The organism is Aeromonas dhakensis, from assembly GCF_000820305.1.
Classification (GTDB): domain Bacteria; phylum Pseudomonadota; class Gammaproteobacteria; order Enterobacterales; family Aeromonadaceae; genus Aeromonas; species Aeromonas dhakensis.
The window spans coordinates 1-19,953 of record NZ_CDBH01000060.1; the positions used below are offsets into that span (position 1 = coordinate 1).

A 19,953-nucleotide genomic window follows, 5' to 3' on the forward strand; every position below is an offset into this window, starting at 1 on the left:
CCTGCGCCAGCGCCGGCGCGTGATTCTGCTTGGAGAGCTTGTTGCCGTCGGCCTGCACCGCCAGCGGCAGGTGCACCCAGGCGGGCACTGGCGCCCCTAGGGTCTGGTAGAGGGCAATCTGGCGCACCGTCGGCTCCAGCAGGTCGGCGCCGCGCACTATCTCGGTGATGCCGCAGTCCATATCGTCCACCACCACCGCCAGGTTGTAGGCGTAGAGGCCATCGCGCCGGCGCTGGCGCAGGACGAGGTGCGCCCGGCCCTGTGGCGGGCGCTGCACTTCCTCGGTCAATGCCCGCCCCCCGAGCTGCTGGCGAGCCGGGTGGACGAGATCATCAACTGGGGCATCGCCCACTGGCAACTGGCCAGGGTGCCCGCCAGCGAGAAGATTGCGCTGACAGCTGGCGTAAACGAATAGGCAGTTCAGGGGGATTTGGGTGTGAATCAGCGCGGTTTGCGATGATTTAGCCGGGATAATCCGAGTCAAACGAGATCAATTGCCGTCACGGTTTTTCATTTGGTTAGACGTGAGTTATTGAATAGACCGCTATTTTTGGCGGCAATCCTGATTCAAACGGGATCAATTGCCAGCACGGTTTTTCATTTGGTTAGGCGTGAGCTATGATAGGCCGCTATTTTTTTGGCCTCCCGTCAATTTGAAGTCATAACGAGGTGTACCATTTTTTCCCAGATCGCAAACTTTTGCCGCAAGGTGCTCGGCAAGGAAGACGGCGAGCAGTCGGTGGAGTCCCCCATTCCGGCCCGTGTCGCCGGGCAACGTCGTACCTTAAGCCGTGACCAGCACCCGATTTCGCGCAAAGAGATCAGCGAGAATGCACTCAAGGTGCTCTATCGCCTGAACAAGGGCGGCTACGAAGCCTACCTGGTCGGCGGCGGGGTACGGGATCTGCTGCTCGGGAAGACGCCCAAGGATTTCGACATCGCCACCGATGCGACGCCGGAGCAGATCAAGTCTCTGTTCAGCAACTGCCGCCTGATCGGCCGCCGTTTCCGCCTGGCCCACATCGTCTTTGGTCGTGACGTGATCGAAGTGGCCACCTTCCGCGGTCACCACCATCAGGTCAATACCAGCAAACATGTGTCGGCCCAGTCCGATGAAGGGATGCTGCTGCGCGACAACGTCTACGGCACCATCGAAGAGGATGCCGAGCGTCGCGACTTTACCGTCAACGCCCTCTACTACAGCGCCAAGGATTTCACCCTGCACGATTTCGAGGGTGGGCTGGAAGACCTGGCCGAGCGCAAGCTGGAACTCATCGGCGACCCCGAGACCCGCTACCGGGAAGATCCGGTGCGGATGCTGCGCGCCGTGCGCTTCGCCGCCAAGCTGGACATGACCATCAGCCCGCGCACCGCCGCCCCCATCAAGGAGCTGGCGCCGCTGCTGCAGGATATTCCGGCGGCCCGCCTGTTTGAGGAGACCCTCAAGCTGTTCCTGGCCGGCGATGCCCTGACCACCTACAAGCTGCTGCGCGAGTACGGCCTGTTCCAGCAGCTGTTCCCGCAGGTAGCCGCGCTGTTCACCCCGCACGGCAACTCGCCCTACGAGCAGTTCATCGAGCAGGCGCTGATCGATACCGACACTCGCGTTCGTGAAGAGAAGCGCGTCACCCCCGCCTTCCTCTACGCCACCCTGCTGTGGGGCTGCGTCGAGGCCCGCGGCCGGGTGCTGGAGAACGAGAGCGGCCTGCCCTGGTATGACGCCTTCATGTTGGCGATCAACGAGGTGCTGGACAACCAGGTGCGGATCATCGCCGTCCCGCGCCGTTTCACCACAGATGTGCGCGACATCTGGGCCCTGCAACAGCGGCTGACCCGCCGTCAGGGCCGCCACCCCGAGCGCGCCATGGAACACCCCAAGTTCCGTGCGGCGTTTGACTTCCTGCTGCTGCGCAACCGGGTCGAACGTGGCCTCGGCGAGCTGGCCAGCTGGTGGGAACGCTACGTGGAGTCCAACCCGGACGTGCGCCCGCAATTGCAACGGGAGGCGACTCGCCGCCCGGCCAGCGGTGAGCGTGGTCAGAGCGGTGCGGCCCGCAGCAACGATGGCGAGAAACGCAGCAGCAACAGCCGCAACCGTCGTCGCCCCCGTCGTCGCAAACCGAAAGCGGCCGAGTGACAACTGACGTGATGACCGAGGTCTTCGTCGCCATCGGCTCCAACCTGGCCGACCCCGTCGGCCAGGCTCGCCGCGCCATCGCCGCGCTGGCGACCCTGCCGGATTCCGTGCTGGTGCAGGCCTCGTCGCTTTACAGCAGCCGCCCCATGGGCCCTGCTGATCAACCGGACTACGTCAATGCCGTGGCCCGGCTCAACACCCGGCTAGCGCCGCTGGCGCTGCTGGATCAACTGCAAAAAATCGAGCTGGAACAAGGACGAGTGCGCAAGGATGAGCGGTGGGGGCCGAGAACCCTGGATCTCGATCTGCTGCTGTTTGGCGATCAAGTGATCAACACAGAGCGCCTCATCGTTCCCCATTACGGCATGCAGGAGCGGGAGTTCGTGCTGCTGCCCCTGGCCGAAATCGCGCCCGCTCTGGTGCTGCCCTGCGGCACGCCGCTCGCACAACTGGTTGCCCGCTGCCCGCGCAATGGTCTTGCCATCATTGCCGCAAGTGCAGACGAACAGGAGCCTCTATGAGCAAGATCACCACCACCAACCTGCTGAAGATGAAGCAGGAAGGCCAACGAATCACCGCCATTACCGCCTATGATGCCACCTTTGCCAAGCTGTTCGACGACGAGGGCGCCCACGTGCTGCTCATCGGCGATTCGCTGGGCATGGTGCTGCAGGGTTGCCAGGATACCCTGGCGGTCAACATGGACGAGATGGTCTATCACACCCGTTGCGTGGTGCGCGGAACGACCAATGCCCTGGTGGTGAGCGATATGCCGTTCATGAGCTATGCCACCCCCGAGCAGACCTATCAGAACGCCGCCCGCCTGATGGCAGCCGGTGCCCGCATGGTGAAGATGGAAGGGGGCGACTGGCTGTGCGACTCCATCCGCCACCTGACCCGCAACGGCGTGCCGGTGTGCGGCCACCTCGGCCTCACCCCGCAATCCGTCCACGTGTTTGGCGGCTTCAAGGTGCAGGGGCGCGACGAGTTCCAGGCCCAGGAGATCTACCGTCAGGCCCTCGAGCTGCAGGCCGCCGGCATCCAGCTGCTGGTGCTCGAGTGCGTGCCCACTTCGCTGGCCGAGCGCATCAGCAAGGCGCTGCGCATTCCGGTGATCGGCATAGGTGCCGGCCCGGCCACCGACGGCCAGATCCTGGTGATGCACGACGCCTTCGGCATCACCTCCGGCTATGTGCCCAAGTTCACCAAGAACTTCCTGGCCGAGACTGGCGACATGCGTGCCGCCATTCGGCTCTATGTGAAGCAGGTGAGCGAAGGGACTTTCCCGGGCCCGGAGCACTGCTTCAACTGATGTGATGCCGTGACGAGAGCGGGGGCCTGCGCCCCCGTTTCGCCCTCCGGGGCAGAGTGAGCCCCCTCTTTTGATGATTCATCCCAAGGTAACCGCCGATGATGATGCCGCGCGTTGACACTTCGCGCTTATCCGCACGGGCTCCTGCCCGCCTCTCTTTGATCTTTTCGAAGGTGAACAGTTGATGTTGGTCGTTAACAATCCCGCCGCTCTGCGTGAACAGATCGGCCAATGGCGCCGTGAAGGGCGCGCCATCGCATTCGTGCCCACCATGGGCAACCTGCATCAGGGCCACCTTACCCTGGTGAAGGAGGCGCACAGCCACGCCGAGAAGGTGGTGGTCAGCATCTTCGTCAACCCGATGCAGTTCGACAAGGCCGAGGATCTCGCCAACTACCCCCGCACCCTGGAACAGGATTGCGCCGCGCTGGAGGCGGCCGGGGTGGACATGGTGTTCACGCCGACCCCGGAGATCATGTATCCGCAGGGGCTGGCCAGCCAGACCTTCGTCGAGGTACCGGGCCTCTCCGGTCTGCTGGAAGGAGCGCTGCGTCCAGGTCACTTCCGCGGCGTCAGCACAGTGGTCACCAAGCTGTTCAATCTGGTGCAGCCGGATGTGGCCTGCTTCGGCCAGAAGGATTACCAGCAGCTGGCGCTCATTCGCAAGATGGTGGCCGACATGGCGATGCCCATCCAGATCGTCGGCGTGCCCACCGTGCGGGCCGAAGATGGGCTGGCGCTCTCCTCGCGCAACGGCTACCTGACCGCCGCCGAGCGGGCCCTGGCCCCTGAGCTGGCGCGCACCATGAACTGGATCGCCGAGCAGATTGAAGCGGGTGACCATCACCTGCCCTCCCTGGTGGCCCAGGCCAGCCAGCGCCTCGACAAGGCCGGTTTTCGGACCGACGCCATCGACATCGTCGATGCCGCCACCCTGGAAGCGGCCACCGACGAGAGCGAGCAGCTGGTGATCCTGATGGCGGCGTATCTCGGCAAGGCCCGCCTCATCGACAACCGGGTGGTGACGCTGGCCCGCCCCTGAGTCGCTGCGCCACTGACAACAAAGCCCGCATGTGCGGGCTTTGTTGTATCTGAGCACTTCCTGCCTACTCGGCGCTGACCGGGTACCCCGCCCCTTTCCAGGCGAAGATGCCGCCCGGCACCCGATAGACCTGCTGATAGCCCTGGGTGACCGCCCAGGCGGCCCCGTTGTGGCTGCGGCCGCACTTGACGAAGCCGCAGTAGAACACCACCGGACGGGTCTTGTCGGCCCCCAGCAGGGCCAACAGCTGCTCGGGCGTACCGCTCCCCTCGACGATCTGGCTCCAGTCATCGCCGGATTTGGCCTCCTTCACGAAGGCAAAATTCCTGGCCCCCGGAATGTGCTCCTTCTTGTAGGAGTCCTCGAACGGCATGGTGTCGATGATCACCAGCGCCTCACCTTTGTCCATCCGGGTCTTCAGCTCAGCCACGGTCAGCAGCTGATAGCCACCCTGCTGGGTCTCCTGGGAGAGCTGTACCGCCGCCTGCTCTAGCTTGGTCTCCTGCTCGAACTGGTTGTCGCCACAGCCACCGAGGGCAAAGCTGGCCGCAATCAGCGAGGCCATCAGGGTGCGGGATTGCAATCTCATCATGTCACTGCTCCTTTGGAACGGTAAAAACGAGGCGGGAGTGACGCAGCAAGGCGCCCGCAAGCGTCAACAGCAGCAGATCCCGCAAGAGGGCCTGTGGCAGCGAGCCGAGATCAGCCCTGCCAAGACAGCCGCAAGAGATGTCGAGCCCGATGGCGATGCCATAGCCCAACACCGGAATAAACAGGGCGAGCAGCCCGATCACCAGCCACAGTCCCCAGCGCCGGTTGGCGATGACCGCTAACCCGGCGCAGAGCTCCAGCCCGATAAGCCCCCAGACGGCAAGGGGAATGAACGGCGACCAGAGCAGGCCGAAGGCGCCGATCTGCTCGGCGAACAGGTCCGGCGCAGCCAGCTTGAACCCGGCGGAGGCGACGAAAAATCCCCCCAGCGCCAACCTGGCCAACACCCGCAGATACACGGCCATGGACCACCTCTTTATGGATAGTCGCATATTCTATCAACAACAGATGGGGTCGCAATGACCTGGCTCAGGAGCTACGACAAATCCGATTGTTGCTGACTTCGAACCGGTAAGGCAGTGGTTACACCCGGATGCTGCCAGCTTGCCTGGCTGCTGGTTCAGCCTCCTGAGACTGCCCCCGATCATACTGGTGGGCCAGCAACTCGGCGGCAAGCTCGACGGCACGCTCCAGCAATATCAGCAGGCTCTCCAAAGTCAGGTGATCGAGCCACTCGCGAGTCCATATAAGGGTTTCACCCTGTTTGGTCTGGTCCAGTAGAAAGGCCGGTTCGTCACCAAGATGATTGAGCAGGGGAGCGTTGGGCATGGCGTGGCCCGGCAACAACAGATAGATCACCAGGTGTCCCTCATCCTCTGCCAGCGTCAATACCAGCTCTTCGTTGATGGCGAGGGTGGTGACGGACTTGCCGCTGGCAGGCAAGGGTAAACCCAGTTCGGTAAAGAGGGTGGAGATGAGAGCGTGATACATGGATGAATCTCAGATTAGGGGAGAAAATGACACCCTATGTGGTCGGCCAGTCGCTGCTTATCACCTAAGGCCAGCTTTTTTTAGGTTAGTGTCGGTTGAGGGGCGAGATATGCCGGAATTGTGAGCTGGCAAGCATCTTTAAAGGGGCTGTCCGAATCCTAAAAAAGGGGGGCCGAGAGTGACAGGGGAGAATGTCGGGCAGGCGTAGGCTGAAGATATCCCCCTTTCCAAGTCAGGATCACTGCCATGCCCGAGATGAGAATTGCACCACAGGATTTGAATGCTGCTCGCACCCTGCCCAACGGGGGCGAACCAGCCCAGCCAGCAACGGCGCACCTTGGCAACGTACGATTGCGACTGCTGGATGCCGGCAACCGTGAGTTCGAACGTGGTATCCGTCGCGGGATCGGCCACATGCAGAGCTATGAACTCAAAGCGGTCAAACAAGCCGTACGCCAGTACCAGAATGGAAAGACACCTTCGTTGGCCGGGCTGACCAAGATCGAGCAGGCGCTGCAGTTCTGGATCGATTCAGGCAAAAACCGCTCCCGCCAGCAGGATCCCGTGCTGAAACAACTGGTGGCCGACATTGCCGCCCGTCGGCAGGCGTTGGGACAAACAGGAAGCGCCCCTTCGTTTCAGCTGTCCTGGCTCTGTAACGCGCAGGGATTGGTCAATCAACCCATTGAGAGCAACCAGAAGATCCGCCAGTGGTGCAGTGAACTCGCCGGCCTGCAAAAGGAGGGGGCACACGATCTGTTCCACCACGAGCTGCAAAGGGGGCTAGACCTGATGTACGGAGTGAGCGAGACCATGACGGCACGGCGGCTGGAGCGGGCTCCCACCCGGGAAGAGGTCGTCGACAGCCATGAGTGGAAGTGCTTCTGCGGCCTCTTGCGGGATCGCTTCCCTGCCGAGCTGACGCTCAAGCCGCAGGCCACCGCCGAGGAAAATGGTCGCGATATCCTGCTGACTCACAGCCAGTTGCTGGAGCTGACCCACCTCAAGGAGGTGTTGGCCCTCAGTATGGAGCAGAAGGTGAGTCAACAGGGAGAGATTGGCCTGCTCCGAACCGAGCTGCTGACGGCATTGGTCGATGGCCTGGATGAACCCTGGCTTGAACGCGAGGCTCAGGATAAAGCACTCTGGCAGAGAGAGGGTAAGTCAGAAAAGCACTACCAGACCGGTGGGCGGGCCGAGATCAAGAACCCGCTAGAGACTGCTGGCAAGGAGCTTAAACCGGGCGAACCAATGAGCCAGAAAGCCTTCAGCGGGCTTGGTCTGGTAAGCGCCAGTGCGCTGGTAGAAGCCTTTGCCAAAATCGAGATCGGCAAGTGGGAAGGTAGCCGTGATACTCCTGTGGGCGAATTTAGCGGCAAGGTAGCACTGACCCAGGAGAACAAGGCGAGTGCCAAGGCAGAGCTGGTGGTGGGCAAGGTGGAAGGCTCGTTGGCATTCAACCCAGCCACCCGCATCCTGAGTGAAACCGACGGTGATCGCTACAAGCCAGGCCCTCATGATGTGAGCCTGCTACGCATCGGCGCCAGTGCCGAGCTGGTGAGCAAGCTGGGTCTCTCGGCCGAAGCCAGCTGGACGGTGGGCAATCTGCTCAACCTCAAGTTGGCAGGTACTGCCGAGGCAGGGATCAATGCCAAGCTGGAGGCGGGAGCGGCGGCAATTATGACGCCGGCGGGTCCGATCCTGAGCGCCACAGCCAATGCTTCGGCTTTTGTCGGTCTCAAGGCGGAAGGCACTGCCCAGCTCAATCTGCTCAAGAGCCAGTATGCCGATGCCTATAGTCTCTCGGCCAAGGTGCGAGCATCAGCCAATGTTGGCGTCGGGGCATCGGCCGGAGCTACCGCGGCAATCGGACCTCAGGGGGCTAAACTCCATACCTCCCTCGGCGTAACGCTGGGGATAGGATCTGATGTGGGCTGGGAAGGCAGCGTCAACGCCATGGCGACCAAAGCCTATGCACTGGAGCTGGCGGCCCGCGCGGTGAATGCCTTTGATCAGCGCAAAGGGGAGATGCTTGAGGGACTGGCGATGGCTTCCGGCAACGACCACCGCCTCTTCGAGCTGGCTCAGCGAGTCGAAAGCCGGATCGACACACTCACGTCACAGCTTGACGAGTTGCAACTGGCAACCAGTGCAAACCGGATCAGGATGCAGGAAAGCCTTATCGATCCCGATATCGCCGCTGGCCGCAGCGCCATGGCCCAGGCCATCGATGACACCTTCGGGCTTGAGCGGGTCGATGAGCATGGGATCGTCACCGTGCCGGAGCGGGCAATTGAGCGCAATGAGAAACTTGAGCTCACCGCCCGGTTGCTCAAGGAGCATGCCATCAAGGTATAACGGTCCGCTAATGACAATGAACAATAGGGGCTACCGCACGGGAGCCCCTCTGCTCTTCAGGTGATCGGATAGCGGGCCAGTTCGCAATACTCACCGTCTTCGTCACAGCGAAAGACGGCGGCGGTTTCGCCGCGCTGGCACCACTGCTGCCACTCCTCGGGCGGGCAGTGCAGGCGGATGGCGAGACCGCAGCCGGCGCTGAGCCGGCGCGGCACGTCGCAGACCCGAAACGGGTGGGGCTGCTGCTCCAGCCGCTTGCGCAGCCTGACCGTGCCGAGGGTGGAGTGGAACAGGTAGAGGAACTCTGCGTTCATGACTTGCCTCCCGTGCGGGCACGCGCACCGAGCAGGGCCGCCCCCAGCGCGCCGGCAAACTGGGCGTCCGGGTGGGTGGCCACATCGCAGCCCAATCCTTGCGCCAGATAGTGGCGGAAGGTGGCGCAGTGGCTGACGCCGCCGGTAAAGAGCACCGTCGGTCTGGCACCGAGGCGGCCGATGAAGTTGGCACTGCGCCTAGCCATGGAGCGGACGATACCGGCCAGGATCGACTCGGCGGGAATGCCCGCCGAGCGCAGGCTGATCGCCTCCGACTCGGCAAATACGGTGCACATGCTGCTGATGTCGTGGGGCTCGGCCCCTTGCAGCAGCTCGTCGAGCTGCTCGACCCGTGCCCCCAGGGTGCGGGTGATCACCTCGAGAAAGCGGCCGGTACCGGCGGCACACTTGTCGTTCATCAGAAAGTCGGTGAGGTTGCCGTCGCCATCGAGCTGGATCACCTTGCTGTCCTGGCCGCCGATGTCGATGACGGTGTGCACCGACGGACAGAGCAGGCGTGCCCCCAGCCCGTGGCAGGAGATCTCGGTGACCCGCCGATCGGCGAACGACGCCAGATCGCGGCCATAGCCGGTCAGGGTCAGATGGGGGCGCTCTGGCAGCGCGGCCGAGAGCGTCTCCCAGCCTTGCTCGATGGCGGCCAGCGGACGAAAGGGGGTCGGCACCAGAAAACGGCGGACGATGCGCCCGCCATCCTTGTGGTCGAACAGGATCCCCTTGGTCGCACTGGAGCCCGAGTCAATCCCGATGGTGAGTGACACGGCGCCTCCTCACAGCATTTCGATAAAGGCCGCCAGCCGGGTGGCCAGCTGTCCCTTGTCGGCGCTGGAGTAGTCGGTCTCCACCGCCATGTAGGGGATGCCGTGGCGATCACGCACGTGGCGCTTGATGGCGAGCGACTCCACCGCATAGGTGTGACAGGCCTGCAGGATCACGTCGATCACCCCGTCCGCCTGATACTCCTCCACCATCTGGCTCAGCAGATTCATGCGCTGGTGGTTGGGGGAGATGCAGGAGCAGCCGATGGCCAGATACTTGTCGGTCAGCGCATCGAACGGATCGCCCTCCTCGCTGACGCACTGCTCGGTCGCCTTGGCGCCGGTGCAGTTCTCGTAACCCACCACCCAGCCGCCGTGCTCCTCGATGAGGCGCACCACCTTGTCGGCGGCGCCGCCGATGGGGCAGCCGGTGATGAGGATGCGCGGGCGGGCATCGAGCCGTTTGCCGTCGGCGTACTCGGCCTTGATGCGGCGAGTCATCTCCTGCAGCTCGCTGATGAGCTGCTCCTTGTCGAAGCGGAAGGTGGCGCCATAGACCACCTTGAGGATGTCGGTGCCGCTCAGCGCCGGCGGATTGAGCTGACCCAGCCGGTAGAAGTCGGCCAGCGCGCGGCGCTCGCGGTTCTTCAGCACGATGGCGTCGCGCAGCGCCTGCTCGCCGATGGGCTGGCCAAACTGCTGCTCCAGCAACGCCTTGAAGCGGACGATTTCGCTGCGCCACAGGGTGCGGGAGGCCTCGTCATCGGCGCGGTTGGGCAGCTGCATCACGTGCACCGGTTTGAACTCGGCCATGTACTCGTACATCTTCTTCTTGCCGTCGCAGGTGGTTTCCCCCACCACCAGATCGGAGAAGTAGAAGTAGGGGCACTTGTCGGTCTTGCCGAACCCGTAGCTGCTCTTGATCAGCGGGCAGAGGTTGCGGGGCAGATCTTTCTCGGCCTCCTCGATGGTCTCGTCGCTGGTGGAGCAGAGCGAGACCACCACGGCACCGGCGGCCATCGCCACCTCTTGCGGCATGAAGGTGCAGTAGGTGCCGACCAGGGGGATCTGTCGCTCCTTGAGTGCCATCACGGCCAGAAAGCCCTGACGGCGGGCATCTGAAAAACTGTCGAAAATGGTTGGCAACTCGGTGATCAGTGACATAGGCGATCCTGCCCTGGTGAGAAAAAGAAGAGACGGAGGGCCGCCATTGCGCAGACCTTCCAACCGCGGGAATTATACCTTTGGGGGTAATCTGAAAATTGCGGTGGATCACAAGGTGCCGGATAAAGCCTTGATAAAAGGGTGGTTATTGGCCCTGTTCGAGATGGGCCAGATCAGGAGAGGTAAAAGAGGCAACAAAGAAACGGGCACCGAAAGGTGCCCGTTGCATTGCATCAGTGGCGCAGCCCGGTGCCGCGTGAGATGAGCCACCAGGCCAGACCGTAGAGAGCCGCAATGAAGCCGATGATGATGAGGTAGGCGGTGCCGAGCGGCACGTCGGAGATCCCGAGAAAGCCGTAACGGAACGCGTTCACCATGTAGATGATCGGGTTCACCTGGGAGACCCCCTGCCAGAAGGGTGGCAGCAGGCTGATGGAGTAGAACACCCCGCCCAGGTAAGTGAGCGGCGTCAGCACGAAGGTGGGGATGATGCTGATGTCGTCGAAGGTCTTGGCAAACACCGCGTTGATGAGGCCGCCCAGCGAGAAGAGGATGGCGGTCAGCAGCACGGTGAAGCAGACGCTGAACAGGTGGTGGATCTGCAGCGGCACGAAGAACAGCGACACCAGGGTGACGATGAGGCCGACACAGAGGCCGCGCGCCACACCGCCGCCCACATAACCGGCGATGATGACGTAGTTGGGCACCGGCGCCACCAGCAGCTCCTCCACGTTGCGCTGGAACTTGGCGCTGAAGAAGGAGGAGGCGACGTTGGAGTAGGAGTTGGTGATGACCGACATCATGATGAGGCCGGGCACGATGAACTCCATGTAGCTGAAGCCCCCCATGTCACCGATGCGGCCGCCGATGAGGTTGCCGAAGATGACGAAGTAGAGGCTCATGGTGATGGCGGGCGGCACCAGGGTCTGGATCCAGATCCGGGTGAAGCGGCTGATCTCCTTGGCCAGAATGCTCTTGAAGGCGATGTAGTAAGTGGTCAGGTTCATGCTTTTCTCCCCTCCTCGACCAGGCTGACAAACAGCTCTTCCAGCCGGTTGGCCTTGTTGCGCATGCTCAGTACCTGCACCTGCTGGCTCGACAGCTGCTCGAACAGGCTGTTGAGAGACTGGCTCTTGTCCAGATCCACCTCCAGGGTGCGTTCGTCCTGCATGCGGCCGTTGAACTCCGGCAGGTTCGGCACGGCGGAGCCCGGCGCCAGATCCAGCATGAAGGTCTCGCGGCCCAGCTTGCCCAGCAGCTTCTTCATGCTGGTGTTCTCGATGAGGCGCCCCTTGTCGATGATGCCGATGTTGCGACACAGCATCTCCGCCTCTTCCAGATAGTGGGTGGTGAGTATGATGGTGACGCCCTGCTCGTTGAGATCCTTGAGGAAATTCCACATGGAGCGACGGATCTCGATATCCACCCCGGCGGTCGGCTCGTCGAGGATCAGCAGCTTGGGCTCATGCATCAGGGCGCGGGCGATCATCAGCCGGCGCTTCATGCCGCCGGAGAGGGTGCGAGCCGGCATGTCGCGCTTGTCCCACAGGTCGAGCTGGCGCAGGTACTTCTCGGCGCGGATCTTGGCCTCGGCCCGCGGCACGCCATAGAAGCCGGCCTGATGGGTGACGATCTGGATCACCTTCTCGAACTGGCTGAAGTTGAACTCCTGCGGCACCAGCCCGAGCTGGGCCTTGGCCTCTTCCAGGTGGGTGTCGATGTCGTAGCCGAACACCTTCACCTTGCCGGCACTCTTGTTCACCAGCGAGCTGATGATGCCGATAGTGGTGGACTTGCCCGCCCCGTTGGGGCCGAGCAGGGCGAAGAAATCCCCCTGTTTGACAGTGAGATCAATGCCTTTAAGGGCTTCGACGCCCCCCTGATAGGTCTTCTTCAGGCCGCTGATTTCCAGTGCGTTCATTGCAACCCCTGTGATGGCTCATCCCATCTCGAGACAGAAAAGGCGGCCAAGGCCGCCTGCAGACAGAAAATGGCGCTCTGCCACCTTGCCCGTCATATTCCTGAACCTTGCTTACTCTTGCGGTACTACCTTGCCGATGAACGGCAGATTGCGGTACTTCTGGGCATAATCGATGCCGCAGCCCACCACGAATTCATCCGGAATGGAGAAACCGATCCAGTCCACCGGCACCTGCACTTCACGGCGGGACGGCTTGTCCAGCAGGGTACAGATGGCCAGGGATTTCGGCTCGCGCAGAGAGAGGATCTCGCGCACCTTGTTGAGGGTGTAGCCGGTGTCGATGATGTCTTCGACGATCACCACGTCCTTCCCTTTGATGTCGTCATCCAGGTCTTTCAGGATGCGCACGTCGCGGGTGCTGTGCATGCCGGAGCCATAGCTGGAGGCGGTCATAAAATCCAGGGTGATGGGCAGCTGGGTCTGGCGGCACAGGTCGGCCAGGAAGACGCAGGAGCCGCGCAGCAGGCCGATCATGACCACTTCATCAGAGCCCTGGTAACGGGCGGTGATCTCTTCACCCAATTTGGCGATCCGGGCGGCGACTTCAGCCTCGGAGATCATCACCTCGACAGTGTGTTTCATCACTTACTCCATAATGGCCAAAGCAAATTTGGCCGTTCATTAACGTCAAAACCGATGATTCTACCATTCAAGCCGAAGGGCGTCAGGCATACGTGATGCTTTTATCGGCTTATTTTAATTGATAGAGTTAGCAGGCCCTCGGGCATTATCGGTGACAATACTATAAACACCATAATCAATAACTATTAGATGAAAAAACTATGGAACCACGCGCAGAAATTAGACGTCGAACCCGGCTTTCGCCGGAGGCCCGACGCAATCAATTGATGGAATGTGCCATCGAGGTGTTTTCCCGTCGCGGCATCGGCCGTGCGGGTCACGCCGAAATCGCAGAACAGGCCAAGGTCTCGGTTGCTACCGTGTTCAACTATTTCAACACCCGTGAAGAGCTGGTGGATGAAGTGTTGGCCGAGATCGAACGTTTCGTGCATCAGATGCTGGAACAGGCCTACTCCGGCCAGGGCCCGGTCAGCGACAGCATTCGCCGCCACGTGAAGCTGTTTGTTGACGCCGCCTACGATCAGCCTGACCACGCCAGCATCTGGCTGGAGTGGAGCTCATCGGTGCGGGAAGAGGTCTGGCCCCGTTACGCCAAGCTGCTGGACAAGGCTCTGGAGCGCATTGCACCTCACCTGCAACGCGCCATGGATGCCGGCGAGATCCAGAGCGTGCTGTCGGCGCAGGATCTGGCCCGCTCCCTGACCGGCTTTGGCTACGTCATGATGCAGATGATCAATCAGCCACAACGCCCGAGCCGGGAAGAGGTGACCGATTTTCTGTTCAAGTACGTAACCGCCCCCATCCAGGCAGCCTAACCCGCGCCAGCAAAAAAGCGGCGCCGAACTGTTCAGGTTGGCGCCGCTTTTGTTTGTCCGCTATCCGCTCATCTCACCCTTTGGCGTAGCCCCAGCGGCGGGTTAGTGCGTGCTCGATCCCCAGATGATCGAGGATCCGCGCCACCATGAAGTCCACCAGATCCGCGATGCTTTTTGGCTCATGATAAAAGCCCGGCGCCGCCGGCATGATGGTCACCCCAAGGCGGGCCAGTTTCAGCATGTTCTCCAGGTGGATCGCCGAGAAGGGGCTCTCGCGGGGCACCAGGATCAGCTGGCCGCGCTCCTTGATCACCACGTCCGCCGCCCGCTCCAGCAGGTTGTCGGAGGTGCCGTTGGCAATGGCCGAGACGGTGCCCATGGAGCAGGGGCAGACCACCATCTGCCTGGGCGCCGCCGAACCGGAGGCCACCGGCGAGAACCACTCCTCCTTGCCACAGGCGACGATCTGCCCCTCCTTGGCGCCATATTGGCGACAGAGGTAGGCAGAGATCTCTTTTGGCGAGCTAGGCCACTCCTGCTGCTGCTCGGTCTTGAGCACCACACGAGCCGCCGAAGAGGCGAGCAGATAGACCCGATAGTCCGCCTGCACCAGGCATTCCAGCAGGCGCAGGGCATAGGGGGCGCCGGAGGCACCGGTCAGCGCCAGGGTGATCGCTTTGTTCATAGCTGGCCGTGATAGTCCTTGAGGCGGGCGATCAGCTTGTCATGAATGCCGCCGAAGCCGCCGTTGCTCATGATCAGAATATGATCGCCATCGCGGCACTCGGCCACCAGCCGGTTGATCAGGGTCTCCAGATCGTTGAACACCTTGGCCGGTCGGGTCATGTGGGCGGTCACCTCGCCGAGATCCCAGCCGATGTTGGGCGGCTGGAAGAAGAACACCTCGTCGGCGCCGTCGAAACAACCTGCCAGCTCTTCCTTGTGCACTCCCAGCTTCATGGTATTGGAGCGGGGCTCCAGCACTGCCAGGATACGGGCCTTGCCCACCTTGGCGCGCAGGCCGCCGAGGGTGGTTTCGATGGCGGTGGGGTGGTGGGCGAAGTCGTCATAGATGCTGATGCCGGCCACTTCCCCCTTGAGCTCCATGCGCCGCTTGGGAGACTTGAACTGGCAGAGGGCCGCAATGCCGTGCTCCACCATGACACCGGCATGGCGGGCGGCGGCGATGGCCATCAGGCCGTTGTTGACGTTGTGCTCGCCGATGCACTCCCAGTGCACCTCGCCCTGTTTCACGCCGTCCAGCCATACCTCGAAGGCAGAGCCATCGTCGGCCAGCTTGACCGCCTTCCACTTGGCATCGTCCTGACCCACCAGCTCCACTTCACTCCAGCAGCCCATCTTGCGCACGGCGGCCAGGTTCTCGTCCCCCTTGGGGAAGAGCACTCGACCGTTGCTCGGCACGGTACGCATCAGGTGGTGGAACTGGCGCTGGATGGCGGCGAGATCCGGGAAGATATCCGCATGGTCAAACTCCAGGTTGTTCATCACCAGGGTACGCGGGTGGTAGTGGACGAACTTGGAGCGCTTGTCGAAGAAGGCACAGTCATACTCGTCCGCCTCGATGACAAAGAAGGGGGCGGAGCCGAGACGGGCGGAGACCGGGAAGTTGCCGGGCACGCCGCCGATGAGGAAGCCGGGCTCCAGCTTGGCGTATTCCAGTACCCAGGCCAGCATGCTGGCGGTGGTAGTCTTGCCGTGGGTGCCGGCGACGGCCAGCACCCAGCGATCCTGCAGCACGTGCTCCAACAGCCACTGGGGGCCGGAGATGTAGGGCAGATTGCGATCCAGCACATACTCCACACAGGGGTTGCCGCGGCTCATGGCGTTGCCGACTACCACCAGATCCGGCGCCGGATCGAGCTGGGAAGGGTCGTAGCCTTCGGTCAGTTCGATGCCCTGTTGCTCGAGCTGGGTACTCATGGGGGGATAGACATTGGCGTCAGAGCCGGTGACCCGATAACCAAGCTGTTTTGCCAACACCGCCAGACCACCCATGAAGGTGCCGCAGATCCCGAGAATGTGAATATGCATACCGCTTCCTTTCGCAGTAAAGGGAAGTGCGCATTCTAACAAGGTGACGGCAATTTGGCAGACCCAAGCTGCAGGGTATCCACCAACTCTGTCGCAGTGGCCCTGAAATATGGTCATTTGACGCGACATCGCTATAATATCGGCCTGCAAACTTGACTCCAACACTCAAAGGAAACGTCATGAGCCTGAATCTGGTACCGGCTGGCAAGAGCCTGCCCGACGACATCTACGTCATCATCGAAATCCCGCAGAACGCCGACCCGATCAAATACGAAGTCGACAAGGACAGCGGTGCCATCTTCGTTGATCGCTTCATGTCTACCCCGATGTTCTATCCGTGCAACTACGGCTACGTGAACGCCACCCTGTCTCTGGATGGTGATCCGGTTGACGTGCTGGTTCCGACTCCCTACCCGCTGCTGGCCGGCTCCGTCATTCGCTGCCGCCCGGTTGGCGTGCTGAAGATGACCGACGAATCTGGCGAAGACGCCAAGATCGTGGCCGTTCCGCACTCCAAGCTGACCAAGCAGTACGACCACATCCAGGATGTGAACGATCTGCCCGAGCTGCTGCGCGCCCAGATCCAGCACTTCTTCGAGCGCTACAAAGAGCTGGAAGCTGGCAAGTGGGTCAAGGTTGAAGGCTGGGGCGACAAGGCCGCTGCCGAAGCAGAGATCAAGAGCTCTGCCGAGCGTTACGCTGCCAAGTAAGCGTAACCTTCGTGAAAAAAGGCGCCTCAGGGCGCCTTTTTCGTGGGCTGTTGCTGGGGCTGACCCGGCGTCACACCGCTGGGATCCCCCTGTATATAGATGTCACGTCCATCCTGCTGATAGGGCCGATAGTAATTCCCCCCGCAGCGATAACTGCCGCCAGCATCGCTCATCAGCTCGCAGTTTACCGGCAGCACCTCAAGCCACTTGATGGCCTGCTGAAAGCGCAGCCACTCCTGCCACTCATGTTCCTTCGCCAGCTTGTCGCGCAGGGCAAAGGTATCCGCGCTGGACATTCCCTGGTTGACGATGACAGGCCCCGCCGCGGCCGGCAGCGTGGCCAACAGCAGCAACAAGGGTGTGATTCGCTTCATGACGGTTTCCTGCATGACTTATTTCCAGAATTAAATTAAAAGCCCGATCAATCTGTTATCAAAATCACAAATGCCAGACTCATCCAAAATCGGCCAGCTCACCTAGTTGTTTATTATCACCCCGAGCAGGATGCACATCATGAAACTGGCACAAGGTCTGTTGTTGAGTCTAGTGTTCGCGTCCATGGCCGGGGCCAACGAGGTCACCCTGAGCTGGCAGTGGCAATCGGCCGACGGTCAGCAGAAGCATCTGCAACTGAACGCGGACGAGCGGGTCATCGCCGCCAGCCGCCACGAGATGACCCTGCTCGATGCCTCCCTCAACTATCCGCTGGAGACCCTCTACTCCTACATCAGCCCGCGGCTCTACAACAGCATCAACCTCATCAACCAGACCAGCCCCGAGACCGCCACCAAGTTTCGCAATCTGGAGCAGGCCTTCACCCTGCACGACGACAGCATGGAGTCGACCCTGTTCTGGCAGGCCTATCAGCAATATCAGGACGACGCCTTCTATCAGATGCGGGTGGTGCCCTGCGTTCACCCCGCCAACCGCAAGCTGCCCTGCGTGCGCCCTAACTATTCCCAGCTGTTCTACCAGTTCAAGGGCGACCTGAGGCCCCTGGCGAAACAGTTCCTGGCCAAGGATCTCGCCACCAGTGTCGGCCTGCTGCAGGAGTGGCTGAGTGGCATTCCCACTCCGCCCGAACAGATGGACCACTTCGCTCCGCCGCTGCAGGCCTTGCAGAACAACAAGGCGGACAGCGACGAGAAGGCGCTGCTGATGGCAAGCCTCTTGGCCGAGCTGGCCCCCCAGTACATGCTCAGCATCATCTATCCGAACATCAGCATCGGCAGCGTCTCGCCAGCCTGGCTGGCCATCACCGCCGACAGCGGTTTGAAAGGAGATACGGTGGTGATCGGCAACCAGCGCCACATTCTGCTGACCGGCTCTCCCCTGCTGGCCCAGCAGATGACCATGGCCAAGATCCCGCTGGTGAGCGAACCGCTCTACTGAGGCCTATCCCCTTCCTCAAGTCTGGCTGCAGAGCGCGGCCAGACTCCTCAAACCAGTTTATAAGCAATTGATTTTTATCGACTGCGTGCCATCCTAGCCGCCTTTGTCCGCCAGCCCCCGTGCAGGCGGGCAGTCGAACGCCTCAATGCCGGCTTTTATTTAACACTTTTTAAACAGATCCGATCAGTTTAGGATGAGTTCGGCCCCATTCCCTCAATGCAAAAATCGTTATAACATAACAAAAGGAGTGTCATCAGGATGAAACATCTCGTACTTACTCTGGCGCTGCTGCCAACGCTGGCCCTGGCTCACAACATCAAGGAGTCGGCCCAGGTGCCGCTGGTCAACATCGGCGACAAGGGTGAGCTGGTACTGAAAGAGAAAGAGATCGGCTATCAGCCCTGGCAAAGCAAGGTACTGACCGGCAAGGTCTTTCTGATCCAGCACATCGCCGGTCGCTCCAGCGCCAAGGAGCTCAACGCCCCCATGATCGAAGCGATCAAGGCGGCCAAGCTGCCCCACGACAAGTACCAGACCGTCACCATCATCAACAGCAATGACGCCATCTGGGGCACCTCCGGCTTCGTGAAGAGCAGTGCCGAAGACAGCAAGAAGGAATTCCCCTGGTCCGCCATGGTGCTGGATGCCAAGGGCATGGCCCGCAACGCCTGGGACCTGGCGCCGGAAAGCTCGGCCATCATCCTGCTGGACAAAGAGGGCAAGGTGCTGTTCGTCAAGGACGGTCAGCTCGATGCCAACAATATCGCTACCGTGATGGGGCTCATCCAGTCCCATCTCTAAGCCAGAGAAAAGGGGCGCTGATGGCGCCCCTTTGATAGGGGTCTATGGGTCGTACCAAGCTGAAAATCTGGTTGCTGCTGCTGGGCTGGTTGTGGCTGCAACCCGTGCTGGCACAACATCCGCTGGAAGCCGACCTGCCCGGCCACAACCACGCCTGTGTCCTCTGCGCCCTGCATCTGGATGGCAAGCTGGCACTCACCCCGACCCTGGTCATCCCCTCTTCACAAGTCGTCATCGGCAAGCTCCTTGACGCCGCCTTGCCCAAACCTCATGCCACCCCCTCAGGTCAGTGCCGCATCCGCGCGCCGCCACAGCTTCATCGCTTATCCGGCTAAATCCATTTTTCAATAAACTTTTCAAAGGATTAACGATGAAAGCAGTCACCCTGTTATTGGCGGCCGCCGCATTTGGCGTGCAGGCAAACCACGATGAACACGACAGTCACGGCCACGGCGCCCACGAGCACGGCAACGGCCACCTCAACCTGGTGCTTGATGGCAACCAGCTGATGATCGAGCTGCAGGCCCCCGCCGCCGATCTGGTGGGCTTCGAGCACGCCGCCAAGAGCGATGACGAGAAAGCGCAATACGCCAAGGCCGTGGCCCAGCTCAAGCAACCCGATGCCCTGCTGCGCTTCGACCCGGCCGCCGGCTGCACGCTGACCCAGCAGGCGCTGCAGGCCGCCAAGGAAGATCACGACCATGACCATGACCATGACCATGACCATGACCATGACCATGACCACCAGAAGTCTGACGGCAAGCACGACGAACACCAGCACGACGATGCCGGTCACGCCGACATGGGGGCTATGTACACCTACACCTGCGCGGAGCCAGCCAAGCTGACCGGGCTGGAAGCCACCCTGTTCAGCGTCTATCCGAGCCTGGAGAAGCTGAGCGTGCAGGGCATACTGCCCAGCGGCCAGACCGCGGCCGAGCTGACCCCCTCCGCCAACAAACTGAGCTGGTAACG

General features: G+C 61.5%; 23 protein-coding genes and 2 pseudogenes. 12 read left to right on the forward strand and 13 right to left on the reverse strand.

Features of this window, described 5'->3' with window-relative positions:
• Positions 1–232 (reverse strand): annotated as a pseudogene (locus tag BN1143_RS15740) (glutamate--tRNA ligase family protein); the annotation flags it as partial.
• Here BN1143_RS15740 and BN1143_RS22065 point away from each other — a divergent pair.
• The 5 genes and pseudogenes from BN1143_RS22065 to panC form a co-directional block, all read left to right on the forward strand.
• Positions 224–415: pseudogene (locus BN1143_RS22065) on the forward strand (tRNA glutamyl-Q(34) synthetase GluQRS); the annotation flags it as partial. The pseudogenes BN1143_RS15740 and BN1143_RS22065 overlap by 9 nt on opposite strands.
• 222 nt (positions 416–637) lie before the next feature.
• Positions 638–2,137 carry a polynucleotide adenylyltransferase PcnB gene (gene pcnB, locus BN1143_RS15745; RefSeq protein ID WP_017766306.1) on the forward strand — a complete coding sequence of 500 codons (1,500 nt, stop codon included), beginning with the start codon at positions 638–640 and terminating at the stop codon, positions 2,135–2,137.
• 11 nt (positions 2,138–2,148) lie between these two features.
• Positions 2,149–2,658 carry a 2-amino-4-hydroxy-6-hydroxymethyldihydropteridine diphosphokinase gene (folK, locus tag BN1143_RS15750; RefSeq protein ID WP_042051344.1) on the forward strand — a complete coding sequence of 170 codons (510 nt, stop codon included), beginning with the start codon at positions 2,149–2,151 and terminating at the stop codon, positions 2,656–2,658.
• On the forward strand, positions 2,655–3,449 hold the full coding sequence (gene panB, locus BN1143_RS15755; RefSeq protein ID WP_042051345.1) for a 3-methyl-2-oxobutanoate hydroxymethyltransferase: 795 nt from the start codon (positions 2,655–2,657) through the stop codon (positions 3,447–3,449). Before folK ends, panB begins: the two co-directional genes overlap by 4 nt.
• 184 nt (positions 3,450–3,633) lie before the next feature.
• Positions 3,634–4,491 carry a pantoate--beta-alanine ligase gene (panC, locus tag BN1143_RS15760; protein WP_024942498.1) on the forward strand — a complete coding sequence of 286 codons (858 nt, stop codon included), beginning with the start codon at positions 3,634–3,636 and terminating at the stop codon, positions 4,489–4,491.
• 64 nt (positions 4,492–4,555) lie between these two features.
• Here the strand turns inward: panC and BN1143_RS15765 are convergent, their stop codons facing one another.
• The 3 genes from BN1143_RS15765 to BN1143_RS15775 all read right to left on the reverse strand — a co-directional run bounded on the left by BN1143_RS15765 (position 4,556) and on the right by BN1143_RS15775 (position 6,033).
• Positions 4,556–5,083: a rhodanese-like domain-containing protein gene (locus BN1143_RS15765; RefSeq protein WP_017781511.1), complete on the reverse strand. Its 528-nt coding sequence runs from the start codon at positions 5,081–5,083 to the stop codon at positions 4,556–4,558.
• Position 5,084: 1 nt separating this feature from the next.
• Positions 5,085–5,507 carry a MauE/DoxX family redox-associated membrane protein gene (locus BN1143_RS15770; protein ID WP_042051347.1) on the reverse strand — a complete coding sequence of 141 codons (423 nt, stop codon included), beginning with the start codon at positions 5,505–5,507 and terminating at the stop codon, positions 5,085–5,087.
• Positions 5,508–5,625: 118 nt separating this feature from the next.
• On the reverse strand, positions 5,626–6,033 hold the full coding sequence (locus tag BN1143_RS15775; RefSeq protein WP_042051348.1) for a type III secretion system chaperone family protein: 408 nt from the start codon (positions 6,031–6,033) through the stop codon (positions 5,626–5,628).
• A gap of 246 nt (positions 6,034–6,279) precedes the next feature.
• Between BN1143_RS15775 and BN1143_RS15780 the strand changes: the two genes are divergently transcribed.
• Positions 6,280–8,391 (forward strand): hypothetical protein, encoded by a 2,112-nt coding sequence (locus tag BN1143_RS15780; protein WP_042051349.1) that lies wholly within the window; start codon positions 6,280–6,282, stop codon positions 8,389–8,391.
• 56 nt (positions 8,392–8,447) lie between these two features.
• Here the strand turns inward: BN1143_RS15780 and BN1143_RS15785 are convergent, their stop codons facing one another.
• The 6 genes from BN1143_RS15785 to hpt form a co-directional block, all read right to left on the reverse strand.
• Entirely contained in the window at positions 8,448–8,705 is a 258-nt protein-coding gene (locus BN1143_RS15785; protein WP_042051350.1) for a putative Se/S carrier protein, read from the reverse strand.
• A complete protein-coding gene (locus tag BN1143_RS15790) occupies positions 8,702–9,484 on the reverse strand; it encodes an acyl-CoA dehydratase activase (protein WP_042051351.1) in 783 nt (260 codons plus the stop codon). The genes BN1143_RS15785 and BN1143_RS15790 overlap by 4 nt, the downstream gene beginning before the upstream one ends.
• Positions 9,485–9,493: 9 nt before the next feature.
• Positions 9,494–10,645: a double-cubane-cluster-containing anaerobic reductase gene (locus BN1143_RS15795; RefSeq protein WP_042051352.1), complete on the reverse strand. Its 1,152-nt coding sequence runs from the start codon at positions 10,643–10,645 to the stop codon at positions 9,494–9,496.
• 233 nt (positions 10,646–10,878) lie between these two features.
• The gene (locus BN1143_RS15800; RefSeq protein ID WP_042051353.1) at positions 10,879–11,652 is read right to left on the reverse strand and encodes an ABC transporter permease; all 774 of its coding nucleotides are present in this window, start codon (positions 11,650–11,652) and stop codon (positions 10,879–10,881) included.
• Positions 11,649–12,566, reverse strand: coding sequence for an ABC transporter ATP-binding protein (locus BN1143_RS15805; RefSeq protein ID WP_024942492.1), 918 nt, complete (start codon positions 12,564–12,566; stop codon positions 11,649–11,651). The genes BN1143_RS15800 and BN1143_RS15805 overlap by 4 nt, the downstream gene beginning before the upstream one ends.
• A gap of 111 nt (positions 12,567–12,677) precedes the next feature.
• Positions 12,678–13,208: a hypoxanthine phosphoribosyltransferase gene (hpt, locus tag BN1143_RS15810; protein WP_017785869.1), complete on the reverse strand. Its 531-nt coding sequence runs from the start codon at positions 13,206–13,208 to the stop codon at positions 12,678–12,680.
• Between the two features lie 200 nt (positions 13,209–13,408).
• On the opposite strand from hpt, the gene BN1143_RS15815 reads away from it, so the two are divergent.
• Positions 13,409–14,023, forward strand: a complete 615-nt coding sequence (locus tag BN1143_RS15815; RefSeq protein ID WP_005304640.1) for a TetR/AcrR family transcriptional regulator — start codon at positions 13,409–13,411, stop codon at positions 14,021–14,023.
• A gap of 73 nt (positions 14,024–14,096) precedes the next feature.
• Here BN1143_RS15815 and BN1143_RS15820 read toward each other — a convergent pair whose 3' ends face one another.
• Both BN1143_RS15820 and mpl read right to left on the reverse strand, forming a co-directional pair.
• Entirely contained in the window at positions 14,097–14,708 is a 612-nt protein-coding gene (locus BN1143_RS15820; RefSeq protein ID WP_010636251.1) for a flavin prenyltransferase UbiX, read from the reverse strand.
• Positions 14,705–16,075, reverse strand: a complete 1,371-nt coding sequence (mpl, locus tag BN1143_RS15825) for a UDP-N-acetylmuramate:L-alanyl-gamma-D-glutamyl-meso-diaminopimelate ligase (RefSeq protein ID WP_005304646.1) — start codon at positions 16,073–16,075, stop codon at positions 14,705–14,707. Before mpl ends, BN1143_RS15820 begins: the two co-directional genes overlap by 4 nt.
• A gap of 179 nt (positions 16,076–16,254) precedes the next feature.
• On the opposite strand from mpl, the gene ppa reads away from it, so the two are divergent.
• A complete protein-coding gene (gene ppa / locus BN1143_RS15830; RefSeq protein WP_005304649.1) occupies positions 16,255–16,785 on the forward strand; it encodes an inorganic diphosphatase in 531 nt (176 codons plus the stop codon).
• Positions 16,786–16,811: 26 nt separating this feature from the next.
• Here ppa and BN1143_RS15835 read toward each other — a convergent pair whose 3' ends face one another.
• Positions 16,812–17,174 carry a hypothetical protein gene (locus BN1143_RS15835; protein ID WP_017780517.1) on the reverse strand — a complete coding sequence of 121 codons (363 nt, stop codon included), beginning with the start codon at positions 17,172–17,174 and terminating at the stop codon, positions 16,812–16,814.
• A gap of 124 nt (positions 17,175–17,298) precedes the next feature.
• Here BN1143_RS15835 and BN1143_RS15840 point away from each other — a divergent pair, with 124 nt between their 5' ends.
• From BN1143_RS15840 to BN1143_RS15855, 4 genes are all read left to right on the forward strand, one after another.
• Complete coding sequence (locus BN1143_RS15840) at positions 17,299–18,177, forward strand: hypothetical protein (protein WP_042051354.1); 879 nt, start codon at positions 17,299–17,301, stop codon at positions 18,175–18,177.
• A gap of 258 nt (positions 18,178–18,435) precedes the next feature.
• Positions 18,436–18,978, forward strand: coding sequence for a YtfJ family protein (locus BN1143_RS15845; RefSeq protein WP_010636247.1), 543 nt, complete (start codon positions 18,436–18,438; stop codon positions 18,976–18,978).
• Between the two features lie 44 nt (positions 18,979–19,022).
• Positions 19,023–19,313: a hypothetical protein gene (locus BN1143_RS15850; RefSeq protein ID WP_017766294.1), complete on the forward strand. Its 291-nt coding sequence runs from the start codon at positions 19,023–19,025 to the stop codon at positions 19,311–19,313.
• A gap of 35 nt (positions 19,314–19,348) precedes the next feature.
• The gene (locus tag BN1143_RS15855) at positions 19,349–19,951 is read left to right on the forward strand and encodes a DUF2796 domain-containing protein (RefSeq protein WP_042051355.1); all 603 of its coding nucleotides are present in this window, start codon (positions 19,349–19,351) and stop codon (positions 19,949–19,951) included.
• Positions 19,952–19,953 lie beyond the last annotated feature (2 nt).